The organism is Bradyrhizobium genomosp. I (2014), from assembly GCF_000261685.1.
In the GTDB taxonomy this organism is placed as follows: domain Bacteria; phylum Pseudomonadota; class Alphaproteobacteria; order Rhizobiales; family Xanthobacteraceae; genus Bradyrhizobium.
The window spans coordinates 1-19,652 of sequence record NZ_AJQE01000005.1; the positions used below are offsets into that span (position 1 = coordinate 1).

Annotated in this window: 22 protein-coding genes; 17 read left to right on the plus strand and 5 right to left on the minus strand. The window is 66.1% G+C overall.

Annotation, left to right across the window (positions count from 1 at the left end):
* The first annotated feature begins 54 nt into the window (after positions 1-54).
* Genes IC50_RS00235 through IC50_RS00290 form a run of 12 tightly spaced genes read left to right on the plus strand, consistent with a single transcriptional unit; the run spans position 55 to position 10,882 of the window.
* Positions 55-492 (plus strand): SRPBCC family protein, encoded by a 438-nt coding sequence (locus IC50_RS00235; RefSeq protein ID WP_035699161.1) that lies wholly within the window; start codon positions 55-57, stop codon positions 490-492.
* Positions 493-494: 2 nt separating this feature from the next.
* Positions 495-938, plus strand: coding sequence for an SRPBCC family protein (locus IC50_RS00240; RefSeq protein WP_035699163.1), 444 nt, complete (start codon positions 495-497; stop codon positions 936-938).
* Positions 939-941: 3 nt separating this feature from the next.
* Positions 942-1,760, plus strand: coding sequence for an FAD binding domain-containing protein (locus tag IC50_RS00245; protein WP_035699164.1), 819 nt, complete (start codon positions 942-944; stop codon positions 1,758-1,760).
* A gap of 27 nt (positions 1,761-1,787) precedes the next feature.
* On the plus strand, positions 1,788-2,264 hold the full coding sequence (locus IC50_RS00250; protein ID WP_035699166.1) for a (2Fe-2S)-binding protein: 477 nt from the start codon (positions 1,788-1,790) through the stop codon (positions 2,262-2,264).
* 9 nt (positions 2,265-2,273) lie between these two features.
* The gene (locus IC50_RS00255; RefSeq protein ID WP_035699168.1) at positions 2,274-3,866 is read left to right on the plus strand and encodes a xanthine dehydrogenase family protein molybdopterin-binding subunit; all 1,593 of its coding nucleotides are present in this window, start codon (positions 2,274-2,276) and stop codon (positions 3,864-3,866) included.
* Positions 3,867-4,889, plus strand: coding sequence for a xanthine dehydrogenase family protein molybdopterin-binding subunit (locus IC50_RS00260; protein ID WP_035699170.1), 1,023 nt, complete (start codon positions 3,867-3,869; stop codon positions 4,887-4,889).
* Positions 4,890-4,898: 9 nt separating this feature from the next.
* On the plus strand, positions 4,899-5,780 hold the full coding sequence (locus IC50_RS00265; RefSeq protein WP_035699172.1) for an AAA family ATPase: 882 nt from the start codon (positions 4,899-4,901) through the stop codon (positions 5,778-5,780).
* Positions 5,777-6,898 (plus strand): vWA domain-containing protein, encoded by a 1,122-nt coding sequence (locus tag IC50_RS00270; protein ID WP_035699174.1) that lies wholly within the window; start codon positions 5,777-5,779, stop codon positions 6,896-6,898. The genes IC50_RS00265 and IC50_RS00270 overlap by 4 nt, the downstream gene beginning before the upstream one ends.
* Positions 6,895-7,779, plus strand: a complete 885-nt coding sequence (locus tag IC50_RS00275; RefSeq protein ID WP_035699176.1) for an amidohydrolase family protein — start codon at positions 6,895-6,897, stop codon at positions 7,777-7,779. The genes IC50_RS00270 and IC50_RS00275 overlap by 4 nt, the downstream gene beginning before the upstream one ends.
* A 30-nt stretch (positions 7,780-7,809) precedes the next feature.
* Positions 7,810-8,658: an MBL fold metallo-hydrolase gene (locus IC50_RS00280; protein ID WP_035699178.1), complete on the plus strand. Its 849-nt coding sequence runs from the start codon at positions 7,810-7,812 to the stop codon at positions 8,656-8,658.
* Between the two features lie 19 nt (positions 8,659-8,677).
* The gene (locus IC50_RS00285; RefSeq protein WP_035699181.1) at positions 8,678-10,252 is read left to right on the plus strand and encodes an isochorismatase family protein; all 1,575 of its coding nucleotides are present in this window, start codon (positions 8,678-8,680) and stop codon (positions 10,250-10,252) included.
* A gap of 3 nt (positions 10,253-10,255) precedes the next feature.
* On the plus strand, positions 10,256-10,882 hold the full coding sequence (locus IC50_RS00290) for an FMN-dependent NADH-azoreductase (protein WP_035699183.1): 627 nt from the start codon (positions 10,256-10,258) through the stop codon (positions 10,880-10,882).
* Positions 10,883-10,904: 22 nt separating this feature from the next.
* Here IC50_RS00290 and IC50_RS00295 read toward each other — a convergent pair whose 3' ends face one another.
* Both IC50_RS00295 and IC50_RS42290 read right to left on the minus strand, forming a co-directional pair.
* Positions 10,905-11,159, minus strand: a complete 255-nt coding sequence (locus IC50_RS00295) for a hypothetical protein (protein ID WP_035699184.1) — start codon at positions 11,157-11,159, stop codon at positions 10,905-10,907.
* Complete coding sequence (locus IC50_RS42290) at positions 11,156-12,010, minus strand: helix-turn-helix domain-containing protein (RefSeq protein WP_035699185.1); 855 nt, start codon at positions 12,008-12,010, stop codon at positions 11,156-11,158. Before IC50_RS42290 ends, IC50_RS00295 begins: the two co-directional genes overlap by 4 nt.
* 456 nt (positions 12,011-12,466) lie before the next feature.
* Here IC50_RS42290 and IC50_RS00305 point away from each other — a divergent pair, with 456 nt between their 5' ends.
* From IC50_RS00305 to IC50_RS00320, 4 genes are all read left to right on the plus strand, one after another.
* The gene (locus tag IC50_RS00305) at positions 12,467-14,344 is read left to right on the plus strand and encodes an ATP-binding protein (protein ID WP_035699186.1); all 1,878 of its coding nucleotides are present in this window, start codon (positions 12,467-12,469) and stop codon (positions 14,342-14,344) included.
* A complete protein-coding gene (locus IC50_RS00310) occupies positions 14,341-15,012 on the plus strand; it encodes a response regulator transcription factor (RefSeq protein WP_035699187.1) in 672 nt (223 codons plus the stop codon). The genes IC50_RS00305 and IC50_RS00310 overlap by 4 nt, the downstream gene beginning before the upstream one ends.
* Positions 15,013-15,118: 106 nt before the next feature.
* Entirely contained in the window at positions 15,119-15,496 is a 378-nt protein-coding gene (locus IC50_RS00315) for a response regulator transcription factor (RefSeq protein WP_035699189.1), read from the plus strand.
* A gap of 46 nt (positions 15,497-15,542) precedes the next feature.
* Positions 15,543-16,547, plus strand: coding sequence for an FUSC family protein (locus IC50_RS00320; protein WP_244429488.1), 1,005 nt, complete (start codon positions 15,543-15,545; stop codon positions 16,545-16,547).
* Positions 16,548-16,764: 217 nt separating this feature from the next.
* Here IC50_RS00320 and IC50_RS00325 read toward each other — a convergent pair whose 3' ends face one another.
* Positions 16,765-17,346 carry a hypothetical protein gene (locus IC50_RS00325; protein WP_244429489.1) on the minus strand — a complete coding sequence of 194 codons (582 nt, stop codon included), beginning with the start codon at positions 17,344-17,346 and terminating at the stop codon, positions 16,765-16,767.
* Between the two features lie 268 nt (positions 17,347-17,614).
* A complete protein-coding gene (locus tag IC50_RS00330; protein ID WP_035699191.1) occupies positions 17,615-18,400 on the minus strand; it encodes an alpha/beta hydrolase in 786 nt (261 codons plus the stop codon).
* Between the two features lie 254 nt (positions 18,401-18,654).
* Between IC50_RS00330 and IC50_RS00335 the strand changes: the two genes are divergently transcribed.
* Complete coding sequence (locus IC50_RS00335) at positions 18,655-19,014, plus strand: hypothetical protein (RefSeq protein WP_035699193.1); 360 nt, start codon at positions 18,655-18,657, stop codon at positions 19,012-19,014.
* Positions 19,015-19,094: 80 nt separating this feature from the next.
* Here IC50_RS00335 and IC50_RS42295 read toward each other — a convergent pair whose 3' ends face one another.
* Positions 19,095-19,640 carry a hypothetical protein gene (locus IC50_RS42295; RefSeq protein ID WP_063826437.1) on the minus strand — a complete coding sequence of 182 codons (546 nt, stop codon included), beginning with the start codon at positions 19,638-19,640 and terminating at the stop codon, positions 19,095-19,097.
* Between the last annotated feature and the right edge of the window lie 12 nt (positions 19,641-19,652).

Sequence of the window (19,652 nt, forward strand, 5' to 3'; positions counted from 1 at the left end):
GCGGCGAGCCGCCGGCCGAGCGCGGGCCACGAAAGAAGAGCTGAGGTCTGAACCATGGCCCGCGTCTACGTCTCAACCGTCGTCAACGCCCGCAACGACCGCGTCTGGGCGCGGGTGCGCGACTTCAACGGTCTGCCGAACTGGCATCCGGCGATCGCCGAAAGCCGGATCGAGGGCGGCGAGCCCGCCGACAAGATCGGTTGTGTGCGAGATTTTCGCCTGCGCAACGGCGACCGCATCCGCGAGAAGCTGCTCGGCCTCTCCGACTACGACATGTTCTGCACCTACTCGATCCTGGAATCCCCGATGGGTGTCGAGAACTACGTCGCGACCCTGCGGCTCACGCCCGTCACCGACGGCGACCAGACCTTCATGGAGTGGACCGCCGAGTTCGATTGCGCGCCGGAGCGGGAGACCGAACTCGTCAACAACATCGGCGGCGGCGTGTTCCAGGGCGGCTTCGATGCGCTGAAGCGCGTGTTTGGAGGCTAGCCGTGCCGCATATCGTCAAGAGCACGATCCTGAACACGCCGACCGACGCGGTGTGGAACGTGCTGCGCGATTTCAACGGGCATGATCGGTGGCATCCGGCGGTCGCGACCTCGTCGATCGAGCGCGCCCAATCCGCCGACAAGATCGGCTGCGTGAGACGGTTCAAGCTCAAGGACGGCTCCGAACTGCGCGAGCAATTGCTGGCCCTGTCCGACCTCGAACAGACCTTCAGCTACTGCCTGCTCGATACGCCGATCCCGATGTTCAACTACGTCGCTCATGTCCGCCTGCTGCCGGTCACCGACGGCGACCGTACCTTCTGGCACTGGGAGTCGCGCTTCACGACGAGACCCGAGGACCGCGACCGCATCACCCACATGGTCGCGGAAGACATCTATCAGGCCGGGTTCGAAGCGATCCGCCGGCATATGAAGGAGGCCGCTTGAGCCATGGCCGTGACGGTAAAGACCTTTGCGAATGCGAGCGAGGCAGCCGGAGCGCTGTCCGCCGACCGCAGCGCGCGCTACCTCGGCGGCGGTACGCTGGTGATGCGGGCGCTGAACGAGGGCGACGTCTCGATCTCGACCGTCGTTCGCGCCAGCGATCAGGCGCTCACCCGCATCGATGCGTCCGGCCCGCGCATCATGCTGGGCGCCGGCGTCACCTTCGCGCGCATTCTCGCCGAGCGCGACCTCGCCTTCCTGCACGCTCCCGCCCGCTCGATCGGCGGCCCCGCCGTGCGCAATATGGGGACCATCGGCGGCAATCTGTTTGCGCCGAGTCCCTACGGCGATTTCGCCGTGGCGCTGCTGGCACTCGACGCCACCATCGCGGTGCAAGGCGGCTTCGGCACCCGCGACGTTCCGATCGAAGAATTCCTGCAGGCGCGCGACCGGCAGGCCGGGGCGCTGGTGCTGTCGGTCTCCTGCACAAGGCCGGCGAGCACGGACGCCTTTCGCTATCGCAAAATCGCCCGCATCAAGCCCAAGGGCGGCTCGGTCATCACGCTGGCCGCGCATCTGCCGATCAGCGGCGGCCGGATCGCCGGTGCCCGGATCGCACTGGGATCGATGGCGCCGACGCAGATCCGCGCCCGCGCCGCCGAGCGGGCGCTGGAGGGCCGCTCGCTGGATGCAGCAACCATCGCTGCTGCCGCATCAGCGGCAGGCGAGGGAACTTCGCCATCCGACAACGCGCTCGGCAGCGCCTGGTATCGCCGCGAGATCGTCGGCGTGCATCTGCGGCGCCTGCTGTCAGGCCAGGAATAGACAGGAATAGACAGGGAATAATTCGCCATGTCCAAGATACCCCTGCAATTCCGCCACAACGGCCGCGACGTCGCGATTTTCGTCGACGGCGGCACCAATCTCCTGGTCGCGCTGCGCGAATTGATCGGCGACATGACGCCGAAATTCGGCTGCGGCCAGGGTGGCTGCGGCACCTGCAGCGTGCTGATCGACGGCGAGCTTCACTTGTCCTGCCTGACACTGGCGGAGACGGTCGCCGGCCGCTCCATCGAGACGCTCGACGGCATGAAGCAGGGCCCGAACCTGCATCCGCTGCAACGCGCCTTCGCCGACAATTTCGCCGCGCAATGCGGCTATTGCACGCCGGGCATGCTGATGGCCGCCAAGGCGCTGCTCGACCGCAATCCCTCCCCGAGCCGGGCCGACGTCATCGAGGCGATCTCCGGCAATATCTGCCGCTGCACCGGCTACGAGCCGATCATCAATGCCATCCTCGCCGCCGCGGGCGGCCGGGCCAGCGCCTGAGGTCAGACCATGCTGGAACTACGCAAGGACATCTTCGCCGACGAGCGCGACGACAATCTGAAGGAAATCGGCAAGGGCACCCAGCGCCAGGACATGCTCGGCCATGTCACCGGCACGTCGAGCTATTTTGGCGATCATAAGCTGCAAGGCATGCTGCATCTGAAGGTCGTGCGTTCGACGCATGCGCATGCAAGGCTTCGCCGCATCGATACCACGGAGGCGGAGCGCTCGGCTGGCGTGCGGCGCATCATCCGCGGCGCCGACGTGCCGCGCAACCTCAACACGCTGCTCAGCCTGATCAACTTCGGCAAGGACGACGAGCCGTCGCTTGCGGTCGACAAGGTGCGCTACAAGGGCGAGCCGATCCTAGCCGTCGTCGCCGACAGCGAGCGCGAGGCCTTCGAAGCCATCGCAAAGGTCCGGGTCGACTACGAGCCGCTGCCGACCGTGTTCGACGTCGAGGATGCGCTCAAGCCGGGCGCACCCGTGGTCAACGAGACCTATCCGAAGAACGCCTTCATCTATCACGACGTCTATGACCATCAGCGCCTGCGCTTTGGCGATGCCGATGCGGCGCTTGCGACCGCCGACCACGTGCTCGAGCAGCGCTACCAGATGTCGCCGATCGAGCACGCGCCGACCGAGACCAACGGCGCCATCGCCGCGCCCGACACCAACGGCCGCTACGTCGTCTACACCTCGACGCAGGCGCTGTTCTTCTCGGTCGACACCTGTGCCAAGATCCTGGACGTGCCCTCCAACACCTTCCACTTCATCGGCGGCACGGTGGGCGGCGGGTTTGGCGGCAAGGTGGATACCTTGACCGAGCCGCTCGCGATCCTCGGCGCCATGCTGACCGGGCGTCCTGTCCGCTACATGTTCGGGCGCGAAGAGGAGATGCAATACGGCCCGCCGCGCGGCGCCGAGCGCATCTACATCAAGGACGGCGTCATGCGAGACGGCCGCATCGTCGCCCGCAAGATCCGCGCCTATTTCGACAGCGGCGCCTATACGCGGCTCTCCAGCTACGCCGCGGTGAAATGCGCCGCGCACCTGCCGGGCCCCTACACCATCCCGAATGTCCATGGCGACGTCTATTGCGTCTTCACCAACCGCACGCCGGCCACCGCCATGCGCGGCTTCGGCGTCACCGCGATGGATTTTGCGATCGAATGCCAGATGGACAAGCTGGCAAACCTCGTCGGCATGGACCCGATGGAGTTTCGCATCCTCAACGCCTATCGCGACGGCGACATGAAAGCGCACCGGCGCGAGGCCAAGAACACCGCGCTGATCGAATGCGTGCAGGTCGCCGCCGAAAAGGCCAAATGGCCGATCCGCGACGAGTTCAAGCGCGCCTCCTCGCGCAAGGATGGCGGCGGCAGCCGCGCCGCGATCCCGCCAACACCGACGGACTCGCGGGCGACGCCGACGGCTCCGGCGCAGCAGCGCACGAGCTACGACCGGCTCCCGCCCATCGTCACCCGTGAACCGCCGCGCGAGCCGCCACCACCAACTCCGCTGCCGCCCTCGCCGCGGCCGACTGCGCCATCGCATGGCGCGACCCGTTTCTCCTCCGTATTCGGCACCAGGAGGCGCTAGATGACCCGGCATCGCGGACGCGGCATGGCGTCGATCAACTATCCCATCGGCATGAATCTCGGCGGCGATCCGAGCCAGGCGTTGGTGCATTCAAACCCGAGCGGAAAGTTCACTGTGGCACTGTCGTCGATCGATCTCGGCCAGGGCATGAAATCGGTGACGCGGCAGATCTGCGCGGAGACGCTGGGGGTGCCGGTCGAGGACGTCTATGTCGACACCGCCGATTCCGACACCGGCCCGCACTGCATGGGCTCGTTCGCCTCGCGCGGCACCCATCGCGTCGGCAACGCGGTGATGGCCGCTGCCCGCGAGGCGCGCGGCGTGATGATGGAGGCGGCGGCCGAGGAGCTCGAGGTCAACGCCGCCGATCTCGAAACCGACGGCCGCGGCAACATCCACGTCAAGGGCGCGCCGCATCGCTCGATCTCGACCAAGGACGTCGCGATCGCGGCGCAGTTCAAGCAGGGCAAGACCATTTCCGGCCGCGGCATCTTCCTCGTGCCGTTGTCGGACGTCGACCCCGAAACCGGCGAGATGTCGCCGGCGACCTGCTACGCCCATGCCTGCCTCGTTGCCGAGGTCGAGGTCGACGACGAGACCGGCGAGGTCGCGATGGTCCGGATGGACTCCGCCTATGAGCTCGGCCGCGCGCTCAACCCGCGCCTGGTCGAGCAGCAGCTCGTCGGCGGCGCCTGGATGGGCGTCAGTCACGCGCTCTACGAGACGCCCGAGCCCTACTATCCCGATCCGGCTCACGGGCCCCGCGACTTCGTCGAATATCTGATGCCCGGTCCCGGCGACATCTGCGCGCACGACATCGCCGTGCTGGAACGTCCCGCGCCCGACGGTCCGTTCGGCGCCAAAGGACCCGGCGAGATGTGCGCCAATCCGGTGCTGCCGGCGGTCGCCAACGCCATCTTCAACGCCGTCGGCGTGCGCATCGACGATCTGCCGATCACGCCCGAAAAAGTGCTGCGGGCGATCAAGGCCCAGGGCGGCGCGCGGCCGCAGGCACGGCACTGAGGCTCATCCATGGCGGTTCGCGGCAACATCGTCGGCATCGACAGCCCTGAGGCGCTGGAGAAGGCGCTTCGGGCAGCCTACTACCTCGCCGACGAGGGCCTTGCGACTGCCGCCTATCTCGGGCTCGCACTCGGCAAGCCACTGCTGCTCGAGGGTGCGCCCGGCGTCGGCAAGACGGAAGCAGCGAAGGCCATTGCCGCCGTGCTCGGCCGGCGCCTGATCCGCCTGCAATGCTATGAGGGCATCGACGCCTCCGCTGCGCTCTACGAATGGAACTACCCGCGCCAGATGCTCGCGATCCGGCAGGCCGGCGACGACAGCATCGACATCTACGGCGAGACCTTCCTGATCGAGCGGCCGATGCTGGCGGCGCTGCGCGCGCCGGACTCGACCGTCCTGCTGATCGACGAGATTGACCGTGCCGACCAGGAATTCGAGGCGTTCCTGCTCGAATTCCTCTCCGACTTCCAGATTTCCATCCCCGAGCGCGGCACGGTCCGCGCCGCCGAGCGCCCCGTGGTCGTGCTGACCTCGAACCGGACGCGTGATCTGCACGAGGCGCTGCGCCGCCGTTGCGTCTATCACTGGATCGATTATCCAACCGCCGAGCGGGAGGCGCGCATCATCATGATGCGCGCATCCAGCGTCGCCGAAGCCACGGCGCGCGCCGTCGTCGCGGCCGTCGAAAAATTGCGGCGCGAACCGCTAAGCAAGGCCCCCGGCATCGCCGAGGCAGTCGATTGGGCCGAGGCCGCGACGCTCCTCAACAAGGGCGGCGCGCGCTGGCCGGATGCCTTCAAGCGCTCGATCGGCGTGGCGCTGAAGGACGAGGAGGACCTGCACTTCATCGCGCCCCGGCTCGATGCCATGCTCGCGGAGGCGACCGCATGAGCGCCGAGCTGCAGCTTCCGCGCGCTGCCCGCATCTTCGTTTCCTTCGTCGCGCTGCTGCGCGCCAACGGCTTCGCCGTCGCGCCGGAGCAGACCGCCGCATTTCTCGGCGCGATCGCGCTGCTGGGTCCGCGCGGTCTCGACGACATCAGGCAATCTGCGCTCGCCACCCTCGCCCCGCCGCCCGAGCGCCGCGCCACCTTCGACCGGCTGTTCGACCTCCATTTCCGCGGCAGCGAGGCGATCGAGCATGCCGAAGACGGCGAGGACGACGAGACCGTCCGCCTGCAGGAGGAAGGTCGCGGCGACGAGGATCCCCTGCTCTCCGACGACGCCAACGAGTCCGGCCTTGGCGCAACGCGCACCGAGGCGCTGGTCGAGCGCCGCTTCGCGCAGCTCTCCACGACGGACGCGCTCCGGCGCCTGGCACGAGAGGCCCCTCGCCGCCTGCCGCGGCGGCGCGGGCACCGCCGCTTGCGGGCGCGCCGCGGCCCCTTCGCCGATCTCCGTCGCACCCTTCGCGACAGCGTCCGCAGCGACGGCGAGATCCTCCGTCTCGGCCACATGAAGCGGCGCCAGCGCCCAAGAAAGATCCTGCTGCTGATCGACGTCTCCGGCTCGATGAAGAGCCGCACCGAGGAGAACATGAAGCTTGCGCATGCGCTGGTGCAGGCCGCACCGAATGTCGAGGTGTTCACCTTCGGCACGCGGCTGACCCGTGTCACCCGCGCGCTAAGGTTGAAGCGCCGCGAACAAGCTCTGAACGCCGCGGCACATCTGGTCAGCGACTGGGATGGCGGCACCCGCATCGGTGATGCTCTGCAGGCCTTCCTCGCCGTGCCGCGGTTCGGCGCATATGCCCGCGGCGCCGCCGTGGTCATCGTGTCCGACGGGCTCGAACGCGGCGAGCCCGGCGCCCTTCGCGACGCCGTCGCGAAACTATCGCGGCGGGCCTGGCGCCTGAGCTGGCTGACGCCGCTCGCCACAAGCCCGGCCTTCCGGCCGCAGACCGAAGCGCTGGTCGCGATCGAGCGCTTCGTCGATGATCTCGTGGACGGCGGATCGAGCGCCTCGATCGTCGCCCACATACTGGCACTGGGACGAAGGAGAGCTGCGTGAACGACATTGTCGACGGCCATCATCACATCTGGCGGCAGGCCGACCTGCCCTGGCTGACCGGCCCCATGCAGCCCCGCATCTTCGGACCGTACGAGCCGATCCGGCGCGATTATCCGATCCGGGAATATCTCGACGATCTCGAGGCCACCGGCGTCACGCGCTCGGTCTACGTGCAGACCAACTGGGCGCAAGAGCATTTCGAAGACGAGGCAGCCTGGGTGCAACGGACCGCCGACGAGCACGGCTGGCCGCATGCCATCGTGGCCTATGCCAATTTCGCGGCCGAGGATGTCCGCCCGCAGCTCGACCGTCTCAAGCGCTATCCACTGCTGCGTGGCGTGCGCATGCAACTGCACTGGCACGAGAACCCGCTCTACCGCTTCGCGGCCCGTCCGGATCTCTGCGCCGACCCGACGATCCGTCGCAACGTCGCGCGTCTGGCCGATTACGGCTGGAGCTTCGACCTGCAGGTCTTCACCCCGCAAATGCCGGATGCCGCGCAGCTCGCCCGGTCCTGTCCCGACGTGACGTTCGTCCTTCAGCATGCGGGCATGCTCGAAGACCTCTCGCCGGCGGGCCGTGCGGCCTGGCGCGCCGGGATGGCCAGGCTCGCGACCTGCCCGAACGTGGTCTCGAAGCTGTCCGGGCTCGGCACCTTCATCCATCGCAACGACGCCGCGCACATCGCGGCCGTGCTCACGGACACCGTCGCGATCTTCGGCGCCGAGCGCTGCCTGTTCGGCTCCAATTTCCCGATCGAGAAACTATGGACCAGCTATCGCGAGCTCGTCGGTGCGTTTCGCGCGGCCGCCGCCCCGTTCAGTGCGGAACAACAGGACGCGATCTTCCGCACGACGGCGAGACGCGTCTATCGGCTTTGACAGAGAAGAAACAAGACAGGAGGGAACCGAATGGCGCTGGAGATCAAGATCCTGGACTACGGCGATATCGAGCTGGAATCGAGCTTTCTGGTGCTCGGCCGCGACTGCGGCCGCACCCGCCGCGTCCTCACCCTCGGCTTCCTGATCCTCGGCGGCCCCTACCCTGTCGTGGTCGATACCGGCTACCGCTCCAACCAGATCATGGAGACGCTGGGCATGCGGGGGCTTCAGTATCATGAGAACATGATCGAGAACCAGCTCGCGCGTCACGGCGTCCGCATGGGCGACGTCCGCTTCGTCTGCCACACTCATCTGCATATCGACCATGCCGGCAAGGACGACCTGTTCCCGATGAACACGACCGTCGTGCTCAACCGCAAGGAGCTCGAATATTCCGTCTCCGGCCTGATGCACCCGCAATATCCGGCGCCCGACATCAAGCACCTGATCGACCGCCTGCACACCAAGAGCGCGCTGCGCTTCCTGGATCTCGAAATTACCGGCCCGATCGAGCTGATGCCCGGGGTCTATTGCGATGCCGCCAACGCCCACACCGAGGGATCGATGAACATCATCGTCCACACCGCCGATGGCATCGCGACCATCTGCGGCGACGTGATCTACGACTTCAACGACCAGATCGTCACGCCTTTCCATGAAATCCACGATTGGGAGCCGCGCACCACCGGCAACCACGGCACCAGCAAGCGCGCGGAAAAGGCTGCGATCAAGAAACTTCTCAGCAGTTCGCGCTATCTCCTTCCCGTGCACGATCGTCCCGCCAAGATCGAGGGCGGCCATGTCGTCGGGCGGCTGCACGATCAGGTCCCCGGCCCGATCGTGCAGTCGCTGCCCCAGCGCAACTGGTTCCCGGCTTGATGTTGTCGAGGATCAACCGATGACCCACGTCACCTTGCGAAGCGAATTCGAGACCCTGATCGACCCCTATGCGCCGGTCGCGCAAATCGGCACCGGCTTCGACTTCACGGAAGGGCCGATCTGGCATCCGGTCGATCATCATCTGCTGTTCTCGGACATGCCGGGCGACGTGCGGCGGCGCTGGGACGCGCGGCGCGGCGTCGTCGAGGTCAAGCGTCCCTCGAACAAATGCAACGGCATGACCTATGATGCCGAGCTCAACCTCATCGTCTGCGAGCACGCGACGTCGTCGCTGATCCGCGAACATCCAGACGGGCGGCGGGAGGTGCTGGCTTCGCACTTCCAGGGCCAGGAGCTCAACAGCCCGAACGACGCCTGCGTCCATTCGTCCGGCGCGATCTATTTCTCCGATCCCTGGTATGGCCGGATGCCGGTCTATGGCGTCGAGCGGCCACGCCAGCTCGGCTTCCAGGGCGTCTATCGCGTCGTGCCCGGCGGCGAGCCGAAGCTCGTGGTCGAGCGAAACCTGTTCGATCAGCCGAACGGGCTATGCTTCTCGCCGGACGAGAGGCTGCTTTATGTCAACGACACCGTGCAAGCGCTGATCCGCGTATTCGACATCAACAGCGATGGTTCGCTGTCGGACGCGCGCGTCTTCGCCAGCGGCATTCGCTCCGAACTCGAGCCAGGCGTGCCCGACGGCATGAAATGCGATCAGCATGGCAATGTCTGGGTCACCGCTCCCGGCGGCGTCTGGGTTTATTCGTCGCGCGGGGAGCTGCTCGGCAAGGTCCGCGTGCCCGAGCTCGTCGCCAACCTCGCCTGGGGCGGTCCGGATTTCCGCACGCTGTATTTGACCTCGACCCATTCGGTGTACGCAATCGCGACCAGGGTCGGACCCCGCCACGAGCCCTACATGAGCGGCAGGCGCGCCGGCGGCGGAACAGGCCCGAGCTCATCGCCAGCCTCGCCCGTCTTGACCGAGGGCGAGATGCGGCTCGATCCGCAACGCTGCGCCATGATCATCCAGGATCTCCAGAACGACGTCATCATGGATGGCGGCGCTTTCGCCGAGTCGGGCGCGCCTGGACATGCGCGGCAACAGCACGTGGTGGACAACGTCCGCCGCCTCGCCGAGACCGCACGCGCCCGTGGCGTTGCCATCATCCACGTCTGGTTTGTCGTCGAGCCCGGCGCGCCCGGGGTCACGCTGAATGCGCCGCTGTTCGAGGGCCTCGTCGACAGCAAGGCGATGGTGCGCGGAAGCTGGGGCGCGGCCCCCGTCTCCGGCCTCGAACCGCGGCCTGGCGACTTCGTCGTCGAGAAGATGCGTATGAGTGCCTGGGAGGGTACGCGGCTGGAGACGATCCTGAAAGCGACCGGCCGCGACATGATCATCAACACCGGTGCCTGGACCAACATGTCGGTCGAACACACCGCGCGCACCGGCGCCGACAAGGGCTATTTCATGATCGTGCCCGAGGATTGCTGCTCGACGATGAATTCCGATTGGCACAATGCCTCGATCAATTTCGCGATGCAGAACGTCGCAGTCGTGACCAGGGCCGATACCGTCATCAGAGCGCTGGGATGAGCTGTGGCAAAGCTGCTGCACCTGTCATGCTCGCCCCGCGCCGAGTCCGAGTCGAGTGCCGGCGCGCGCGTCTTTCTTGACGGATTCCGCCGCGCCCGGCCGGATTGGGACGTCGATGTGGTGGACATCTGGCGCGAGCGGATGCCGGAATTTACGGGCCCCATTGTCGAAGCCAAATATGCGCGCATGAAGGCTCGGGCCTTCACCCCGGCGCAACGCGACAGCTTTGCCGAGGCCGAGCGAATGGCGCTGCGCTTTTCGCTCGCCGATCGGGTGCTGATCTCGACCCCGATGTGGAACTTTGGCCTTCCCTACAAGCTCAAGCAGTGGTTCGACATCATCGTCCAGCCCGGGCTCACCTTTCGCTTCGATCCGTCGCAGGGATATTTCCCGCTGCTGCAGGATCGGCCGACGCTGATCATCATCGCCAGCGGCAGCGATTTTGGCACCGGAATGAACCGCGGCCGGATCGATATGGCAACGCCTTACTTACGGGAAATCCTGCGCTTCATCGGAATCAGCAATGTCAGTTTCGTGTTGATCGGTCCAACCACCGGACCGCAGCAGCCGATCGATGCTGCCCGTGAAAGGGCCCATCAGCGCCTCGCTGCAATGGCCGCGACCTTTTGATTGGAGCCAGTGCCTGTCTCTTTCAAGTCTGCGGGACCGCTTCATCGATCGACCGCTCCATTGATGAATGGTGTACGACGCCTCCGACAATGATCCTGCAGAAGTTCACGGTGAAACGACCGTAAAGGGCGCCTAACCCGGACCCCGAGGATGCGAAGCGATAGGAGGAACCGAGAACGCGAGCGATCTCGAACAATCCCATGAACTCGTGGTGCGCCAGCGCCAAGTTGATGCCGAGCAGCGGCAGCAACAGGCCCTGCATACCGACGCCGCTCATGACGCCCTCGCTTCGGGGCGCGGCAGCGGCAGAAACTGCGCGAGGTGAGCACTCCTCCATTGATATGGCGTATCGCCGGCGAAGCGCTTGAACACCGTCGTGAAATGGGCCTGCGTCTGGAACCCGACGGTCAAGGCGATGTCGACGAGCGAGATGTCGGACCGCTGCAGCAATTCCTGGGCTCGTTCGATCCGCCGCTTCAGCAGATAGTCGTGCGGCCGCATGCCGACGGCCGCCCGGAACTGCGCGGCGAAGTGCATCCGGCTCAGGCCGGCAACGGCGGCCAGATGCTGCAAGGTGACCTTCGCGTCCAGATTGTCATCGACATATTGCATGACGCGCTTGAGGCGCCATTTCTGCAACGACCGTACCGCCCGGCAACCGCGCCCTCCGCGGTCGCCCTCGGCCAACTCGGACTGGCCTCGTCCGACCGTCGTCCCTCCGCTGGCCTTGCGGGTCAGAATGGCCAGGCGCAATGCGTCGACGAGAATGGCGGAATCGGGATGGTGCATGGCTTTGGTGGCCGCGAGTGCATCCGAGAGGCGCCGCATCACCGGGTCCGTGAGCTCCTCCGCACCCGTCTCCCGATCAGACTCCGCGGACGCGTGTGCAAGACGCTTCGCGGACACCCTGAAGCTCGGCCCCCCGTTGGCAGATCCCTGCACGTCCGGCGCAGGCTGCTCGATGGCCAGCGCGACATCCAGATGCACGAGGGAAAGCGTTACTGCCTCCTCGCCGGAACGCGGCGAACGTCTCGATGGCCGCAGCCGCGGGCCGTCGATTGACGAGACGTCAATTGCGGCGGCGGCAAGATCCTTGGAATTTTGCGAGTATGACACCTGCAGCGACATCGTCGAACCTCCTTGTCCCATTTCGCACCGGCAATGCCGACCGGCTTGTCCGAATGCGATGGGAGCAGATTAATTCGGCGATGCGCGCGCTCCATTCTACGCGCGGGTGCATGGATAAGGTCTCGGGTTAACCGCATCATACGCAAGTATGATGCCGGGCGAGAGGGCGGGCGGAACACCTCGTTTGGGACGCTCGAGCCGGGCGCCCCCGCCTGCCTGCGGTAAGTTGACGCGCCCGCGATCGGCAAAATCACCAATGAGCCTTGTTCCGCCGGGGACCCCACCCTGTCGGCGCCCGTGCCGGCGTCAACTGTCCACGAGGTCTTCCACGAGAGCACGAAAATCCGCCGGCTGGATATTGTGGACGCGATCAAATCGCGGCATCAACGCGGCTGCGATGAGAAGAAGCACCGCCTGTGACGATGACGAACTCTTGATCGGCCCACGGGTTCATCCATGAGCCGCGCCGGCCTGCGGTTCTGGTCCGCCTTCCTCGCCCTCGCGGTTTTCCTGGTCGACGTGCTGACGCCGCTCGAGGGCGCGGTCGCGGTTCTCTACGTCGTGGCGATCCTGCTCGCGGCGAGGACAAGCCGGCGCAATGACATCATCGTCGCCGCGATTGGCTGTGCCGCCCTGACGATCACCGCGTATCTGTTATCGCATGATCACGAGCCCATCGGCTCGGCGGCTCTTCGTGCCCTGGTGAGCCTCGCGGCCATCGCCATCACGACCCTGCTCGCGCTCCAGAATCATGCCGCGACCAATCGCCTGGCGGCGCAGGCGCGCCTGCTCAACCTGTCGCATGACATGATCTTCGTCCGCGATCGCGCCGGCGTGATCAATTTCTGGAACAAGGCCGCGGAACAGACCTACGGTTGGTCGGCCGATGAGGCGCTCGGGCAGGTCGCCGACAGGCTTCTGCGAACCAGCTATCCCGACCGGAGGGAAGCCATCGAGGCCAGCCTGCTCGATACCGGGCGATGGGAAGGCAGGGTGGAGCAACGGACGAGGGCGGGCGCCGCACTCGCGGTCGATGCCCGCTGGGCCCTGCAGCGCGACCATCTCGGCAAAGCTGTCGGCGTGCTCGAAACGCACACCGACGTCACGGACCACGTGGCGGCGCACAGCGCGCTGGTGCAGAGCGAGCAGCGTTACCGCCGGATGTTCGACGCAAGCCGGATTGGCGTCGTCGAGGAGGACTGGAGCGGACTGCGGGCCGCACTGGATTCGCTATCGACCGGAGCGGCGGATCTGCGCGCTTATCTGGCACGAAATCCCGATTTCGTCCGGCATGCCCGCGAGCTCGCCGCAATCGTCGACGTCAATCCCGCCCTGCAGAAGATGGCGGGAACGAGCAGCTCTGCGGCCTTCATCCAGAACGTGGACAAGCTGCTGGGTGAGAACGATCGCAGTTTCCTCGAAGCGCTGGTCGCATTCGCGGAGGGAGAACGGTTCCACGAAGGGGAGACCGAACTTGTGCGCCTTGACGGACGGAAGGTCCCCGTGCTGTTCACGATCACCTTTCCGCCTCAATCCGACGAAAATCACAACGTGCTCATCTTCGTCGTCGACATCACCGAGCGCCGGCAGGCGCAGGACGCGCTGCTCGCGGCACAAGCCGAGCTCGCCCATGCTGCGCGCGTCGCCACCCTCGGCGAGCTCAGCGCGTCGATTGCGCACGAGGTGAACCAGCCGCTGGCGGCGATCGTGACCAGCGGCGAAGCCGGCTTGCGGTGGCTGCGGCGCGACGTACCCGATCTCAAGGAAGTTGCGACGACGATCGACCGTGTCGTTGCTCAGGGCCGCCGCGCCAGCGAGATCGTGACCCGCATCCGGACCTTCCTGAAGAAGGCCCCGCCCCAGCGGGACATGCTGCAAGTCGCCGAGATCATCGAGGAGGCGACTGCACTGGTGGCACGCGAGCTCGCCAAGGACGACGTCGCCCTCACCGTCGAGGCGCAGCACGGCCTGCCGCCGGTTCGCGGCGACCGGGTTCAGCTGCAACAAGTCCTGGTCAATCTTCTGATCAACGCCAGCCAGGCCATGTCAGGCCGGCCCGGTTCCCGCACCATCACGCTGCGCGCCGGCAGCGTGGACAGCGAAACCCTCGCCATCACGGTGCAGGACAGCGGCCCTGGCATCCAGCCTGACGACCTGCCGCGCCTGTTTGATCCGTTCTTCACGACGAAGGATGGCGGAATGGGCATGGGGCTTGCGATCTGCCGCACCACGGTGGAAGCTCATGGTGGACGATTGTCGGTGGTGAGCACCCCGGGCTCGGGAACGACATTCCACCTGACATTGCCATTCAGCCAAGAGCACGCCTCGCCATGACACGACCAAACCAGGCGCTGCCGCCAGCCCGGCCCTCCAACGCGATCGTCATCGTCGTCGACGACGACGCAGGCATCCGGGCCTCGCTCGACAGCTTGTTCCGATCCGTCGGTCTCGAGACGCGCCTGTTCGGCTCGCCGGCCGAATTGCTCGCCGGCTCGCTGCCCGACGGCCCCGGCTGCATCGTGCTGGACGTCCGCCTTCCGGGCGTGAGCGGGCTCGATCTGCAGAGCCAGTTCGTCCGGCAGGGCATCAGCTATCCGATCATCTTCATGACCGGCCACGGGGACATTCCGATGTCGGTGCGCGCCATGAAGGCCGGCGCCGTCGACTTCCTTTCCAAGCCGTTCCGCGACCAGGACATGCTTGATGCCGTGACGGCAGCGCTCGAGCGTGATGCGCAGCACCGCGCCGAAGCCGCGACCAAGGAGGACATCCGCGCCCAGTACGAGACCCTGACGGCGCGCGAGCGCGAGGTGATGGGCCATGTCACCTCGGGCCTGATGAACAAACAGGTGGCCGCCCTGATCGGCCTCAGCGAGATCACGGTCAAAATCCACCGCGGGAACGTCATGCGCAAGATGGGGGTTAGGTCACTGGCCGACCTCGTTCGCAAGGCCGAGGCGCTCGGAGTTTCCCAAACCCGCAGGACTACGGACCAAACCTGAGTATAATTTCGGCGGTCCTGCCCTCGGGTGCATAAGGCGTCGTCGGCCGCGCAACGGGAGATATCCTCCTTGCCTTGCGGAACACCGCGGTCAGGATTGTGCGCAAATGGCCAAGACCCCTGTGATTGCGATTGTGGACGACGATGAAGGCGTTCGCACTTCGCTGGCGAGCCTGGTGCGCTCGCTCGGCTACGAGGCCGATGCCTACGAATCCGGCATGGATTTCCTGCGGCATGCGCCGGGAGACGATCCGGCGTGCATGATTGCCGACATTCAGATGCCTGTTGTCGCCGGCGATGAACTTCAAGCACGGTTGATTGCCTCCGGTCGCCGCTTCCCGATCATCTTCATGACGGCATTTCCAAACGAATCCGTGCGCCAGCGCGTGATGGCGGCCGGCGCGCATTGCTGTCTCGGCAAGCCCTCCAGCGGCGATGAGATCATCCGCTGTCTCGAAGAGGCGCTGGCAGGCCACGTGCCGTAGCCGATCCGCCCGCTTCTCGGGCGACGCCTCCCCCCCCGAACCAGACGTGCATTCCGGCAACCGGGATGGTGGACCGGAAATACCGGCAGGCCCGGCAAACCTCATAGTCGGCATCGATTTTATCGACATCGGCCGGGCGGCACGCTCTGCCGGAAACGGATGGGGCACGATGCCAGTGACCGCCGCCAGTGCTGCCGCACCGCGCCCGCTGGTCTTCGCCGGCTTCCCGGCCAGCTCCTGGGCGTTCGCGCTGCGGGTCTGGCTGGCGATGATGCTCGCACTCTATGTGAGCTTCTGGCTCGAACTCGAATCCCCCTCGTCGGCGGCGTTGACCGTGGCGATCCTGGCTTTGCCAACGCGCGGTCAGGGCATGGAAAAGGCCGGCTACCGGCTGCTCGCGACGGCGATCGGGGTCGTGGCATCGATTGCGATCGCCGGCGTGTTTTCTCAGACCGACGGCCTCCTGCTCGCCGTGCTCGGCATCTGGGTCGGGCTCTGCGTCTATGTCGCCGCCATGCTGGACGGCAATCGTGCCTATGCGGCGGCGCTCTGCTGCATCACCGTCGCCCTGATCGCCATCCAGCAGATCGACACGCCGCTCCAGGTGTTTCCGACCGGCATAGCGCGCGGCGCCGCCATCGGCATCGGGGTCCTTGCGGTGGCGCTGGTCAACGAGGTGCTGGCCGCGCCGGACTACTATCCGGTGCTGGCAGGGCGCATCGAGGCGCTGCGCCGACGGGTCACGGACCTCACGCAGGGGACCGAGCCTGACTCCGCAGCGGCCGCGGCGGACCTGTTGCACGACATCGCTGCGATACGTCCCGAGATCGCCAGCCTTGCGACGGAATCGAGCATCGGCACGGCAAGAACCGCGTCCGCGCGTTCCGCGCTGGTCGATCTCGTCAGCGCACTCTCCCTTGGCCGCATGCTCGCGGCGCTCCCCGTCACGTCTGCCCCGGCGCAAAGTGCGGACGACCCGGGCCGGGAGGCGGCCACCCTACCTCGACACGCGAAGGCCGCGTCTCACGTGCCGCTCATGGGCCTGTCGTGAATCATGCGAAATGAGAAACGACGGGAGTTCATGAAATACTTTGGCTGCGGGATCGGCGATGGTGTGCATGTTGAGTGACTGAGACCCCCAAAGTCACAGCTCGAGCCTCCCTCCTCCCTGGGCATGCGAGCATTCAGGGGCCGTCCTCCCCCAAGGGACGGCCCCTTTTTTCGACAGCACAACGCGCGGGACATCGTCCGTTCGGGACTTGACGGCATCAGGGGCTGACGTGACGCATGAGCCAGGTACGGACGCCCTGAACGCTCCTGAAATCGTCCAGCGCGCGCACCGGAAGTCCGGGCGCGATTTCCGCCGCCATGCCGCTCAGCGCATGTCCCGGCCCGAGTTCGAGAAACCCCGTCGCGCCCGCTTCGACACAGGCTTGCAGGCAATCGGCCCATTGCACAGTCTGCGAGATCTGCGCGGCGAGCTTGTCGAGACCAGTCTCGCGCGAGACGACCGGAGCGGCATCGATTCCGCTCAGAATGCGGGCGCCGGTCCTCGGCGGGAATACCGCTGGCGCCAGGCGCAAGGCCTCGCGAAAGACCGCAGACGCTCCAGCGAGCCGTTCGGTGTGGGAGGCAACCTCAACCGGCAAGGCGACCATCCTTGCACCGTGCATGGACCGCGCGTCCTCGGCGATCCTGCTCAACGCCTCGCGGCCACCGCCAATGACAAAGGCATCGCCAGGATTGACGATGGCAACCGCTGCGCCGTGGCGCTCGCAAAGGCCATCGGCCTGCTCTCGCGAAGGGCCGCGAATGAACAGCAGTCCATCACCGGGCGCGCGTCGCCGCATCCATGGCATCCGCCCGGCGTGCCACAAAGTCGAGAGTGATGGTCGCGTCGCCCGGCGCCGGCTGCAATGCGCGCGTCGCGCGCAGCGCGGTTGTTCTGCCAGCTCGTCATCGCTGTTTTTCCTTCGTCGGACCAGCGCCGCCCTGCGGCATCAGCGTTTTTCCGATCGCATTCGTGAAGTTTCGGAGGCAGTCGGGACGGCGGGAGTGCTGTCTCTCCCGCCGTCCTTCCTTCCACCGGCCGTGCGTCAGGACCGGCAAAATGCGTCGTCAGCGAGTGGCCGGTTGATCGATGCTGCGTGCGGCGCGCGTGATCACAGCCGCAACTTCCTTCGGATGCGACTCGTAGACCGAGTGGCTCGCGCCCGGGATCACCGTGATGTGGCTCTTGGCGCGCTCGTAGTACCAGCGTTCCAGATCTGGATTGATGATCTGGTCGCCGCCGGCGACGATGCCCCAGCTCGGCTTGGTCTTCCACGCAGCCGCCGTCAGCGGCGTGCTGAACACCTGCGCCGCGGCCGGGACCTGGGAGCGCGCAACGAACTCGGCCCGCTCGCGCGGGAGATCGGGCGCGAACAGCTTCGGGAATTGCACGGGATCGAGATAGGTGAACTTGTCAGGCGTGATCTTGATGACGCCTTCGGTCTTGCCGAGCACGCTCGGCGTCTTCTTGCCCAGCGCCGATTCGTCCTCTCCAACGTCGGGCGCGTGCGCGGCGACGTAGACGAGGCCGGCGACATTGGGGTGAACGCCGGCTTCGGTGATGATCGAACCGCCATAGCTGTGGCCCACCAGGAGCGTCGGACCATCCTGGAGATCGAGAACCCGCTTCGCCGCAGTGATGTCGTCGGCAAACGACGTTTCGGGCTCCTGCACCATGGTGACGCGGAAGCCCTCCCTGGTCAGGATCTCGTAGACCGGCTTCCAGCCGGACGCATCCACCCAGGCGCCATGCACGAGGACGATGTTCTTCAACGGCTCCGCACGCGCCGGGGCGACGCCCGCGAACAGGGAAAGGGCGGCAGCAAAGGCGAGGCCAGCGTTGAGGTGTTTCATGTCTGGATCACTCCGGGTTGGAACGATCCGACATTAAGTTCGACGTTTGCCTGCGTATTTCGGCAAACAACGGCCCTTGCCACTTCGCACGCCGGGATATGTCCGCCGCAGCTCCGATTCCGCTCGCGTCCGGTTTCTTTGGCAGCACGACCTCGTGCGCATGCAGAGCGGCCGACGTTCTTAAGCGAAAGACCGCTCGTATCGATTCTGACATTCGAGACAGACGTTCAGTCACCGACACGAGAGGATCGACAATGACATCGAATTCACTCATCCGGATCGCAGCTGCCATTATATTCCTCCTGAATGCGGCAACTCCGGTTCATGCAGCGTCCTGCGAGGATTCGATCGGGCGTGTCCAGGCACAGCTGGACGCGGCGATCGAGAAGAATGCCGGCGCACATGGCTGGGGTCCGGAAAGCCTCGACGCACTACGCGGTTATCAGCCCACGCCGCGATCTCTGGCGCAGGCGGAAGGCGCGAGCGGAGCGCATCTTCGGCTCGCGCTCGATGCCCTCGATCGCGCGCGTGCCGCGGACCGTTCTGGCGACATCGCCGGGTGTCGCCGCGAGCTCTCCAGGGCGACGCTGCTGCTTCAGAAGCGGCGACAATGATTCCGGAGGGGATGCCTTTTCGATCGTGCGGCCAGACAGCGAGGCGTGCGTTCAGGGAATACCGGCACGCCGGCCGCTCCCTATCGTTCCGCGCAATGAAGGAATCCGGAGCAGCCCATGCGAGAGCAGCCCTCCTCGAACACGTCCAGATACCGCCGGCTTGCATCGATGCTTCCGGGCGCGGCGCTCGCAGTCAGCCTGATATCGTTGCCCTCTGCCGCGGCCATTGCGCAGATGGCGCTGCCGACGATGCCTCCATCGATCGGCATGCCCTCGACCTCGCCGCTCAACCTGGGTTCGACGCGGCCTGAAGGCATTCCGCTGGGCTCGACTGAGATTGCAACGCCGGGCGTATCCCCGATCACGCCATCGCAAGGCACGACGAACTGCGCCGCCTCAGGCAATCCCGGATCATCGGGAGCCCTGTTCGACGGCGGCGGGCTCTCCGGAAGCTCGTCACCTGGCTGCCCGAACGGCATGACGACCCAGTCAGCCTTGCCTCCCTCGACATCGACAGTCGGACGCGTCGGGATTCCGCTCGGATCCACCGAGCTCGGCGGCGCCGGAATCAGTCCGTTCGTGCCGGTGCCCGGCCCTGGCTCCAGCCCTGGCTCGATGGGCAGCACGAGTTCTATCGA

Bases quoted from the DNA above. Each gene is read 5' to 3' on its own strand.
- IC50_RS00235 (WP_035699161.1), top strand. From the start codon at position 55: ATGGCCCGCGTCTACGTCTCAACCGTCGTCAACGCCCGCAACGACCGC.
- IC50_RS00245 (WP_035699164.1), top strand. From the start codon at position 942: ATGGCCGTGACGGTAAAGACCTTTGCGAATGCGAGCGAGGCAGCCGGA.
- IC50_RS00250 (WP_035699166.1), top strand. From the start codon at position 1,788: ATGTCCAAGATACCCCTGCAATTCCGCCACAACGGCCGCGACGTCGCG.
- IC50_RS00255 (WP_035699168.1), top strand. From the start codon at position 2,274: ATGCTGGAACTACGCAAGGACATCTTCGCCGACGAGCGCGACGACAAT.
- IC50_RS00260 (WP_035699170.1), top strand. From the start codon at position 3,867: ATGACCCGGCATCGCGGACGCGGCATGGCGTCGATCAACTATCCCATC.
- IC50_RS00265 (WP_035699172.1), top strand. From the start codon at position 4,899: ATGGCGGTTCGCGGCAACATCGTCGGCATCGACAGCCCTGAGGCGCTG.
- IC50_RS00270 (WP_035699174.1), top strand. From the start codon at position 5,777: ATGAGCGCCGAGCTGCAGCTTCCGCGCGCTGCCCGCATCTTCGTTTCC.
- IC50_RS00280 (WP_035699178.1), top strand. From the start codon at position 7,810: ATGGCGCTGGAGATCAAGATCCTGGACTACGGCGATATCGAGCTGGAA.
- IC50_RS00285 (WP_035699181.1), top strand. From the start codon at position 8,678: ATGACCCACGTCACCTTGCGAAGCGAATTCGAGACCCTGATCGACCCC.
- IC50_RS00295 (WP_035699184.1), bottom strand. From the start codon at position 11,159: ATGAGCGGCGTCGGTATGCAGGGCCTGTTGCTGCCGCTGCTCGGCATC.
- IC50_RS42290 (WP_035699185.1), bottom strand. From the start codon at position 12,010: ATGTCGCTGCAGGTGTCATACTCGCAAAATTCCAAGGATCTTGCCGCC.
- IC50_RS00305 (WP_035699186.1), top strand. From the start codon at position 12,467: ATGAGCCGCGCCGGCCTGCGGTTCTGGTCCGCCTTCCTCGCCCTCGCG.
- IC50_RS00310 (WP_035699187.1), top strand. From the start codon at position 14,341: ATGACACGACCAAACCAGGCGCTGCCGCCAGCCCGGCCCTCCAACGCG.
- IC50_RS00315 (WP_035699189.1), top strand. From the start codon at position 15,119: ATGGCCAAGACCCCTGTGATTGCGATTGTGGACGACGATGAAGGCGTT.
- IC50_RS00325 (WP_244429489.1), bottom strand. From the start codon at position 17,346: ATGCGGCGACGCGCGCCCGGTGATGGACTGCTGTTCATTCGCGGCCCT.
- IC50_RS00330 (WP_035699191.1), bottom strand. From the start codon at position 18,400: ATGAAACACCTCAACGCTGGCCTCGCCTTTGCTGCCGCCCTTTCCCTG.
- IC50_RS00335 (WP_035699193.1), top strand. From the start codon at position 18,655: ATGACATCGAATTCACTCATCCGGATCGCAGCTGCCATTATATTCCTC.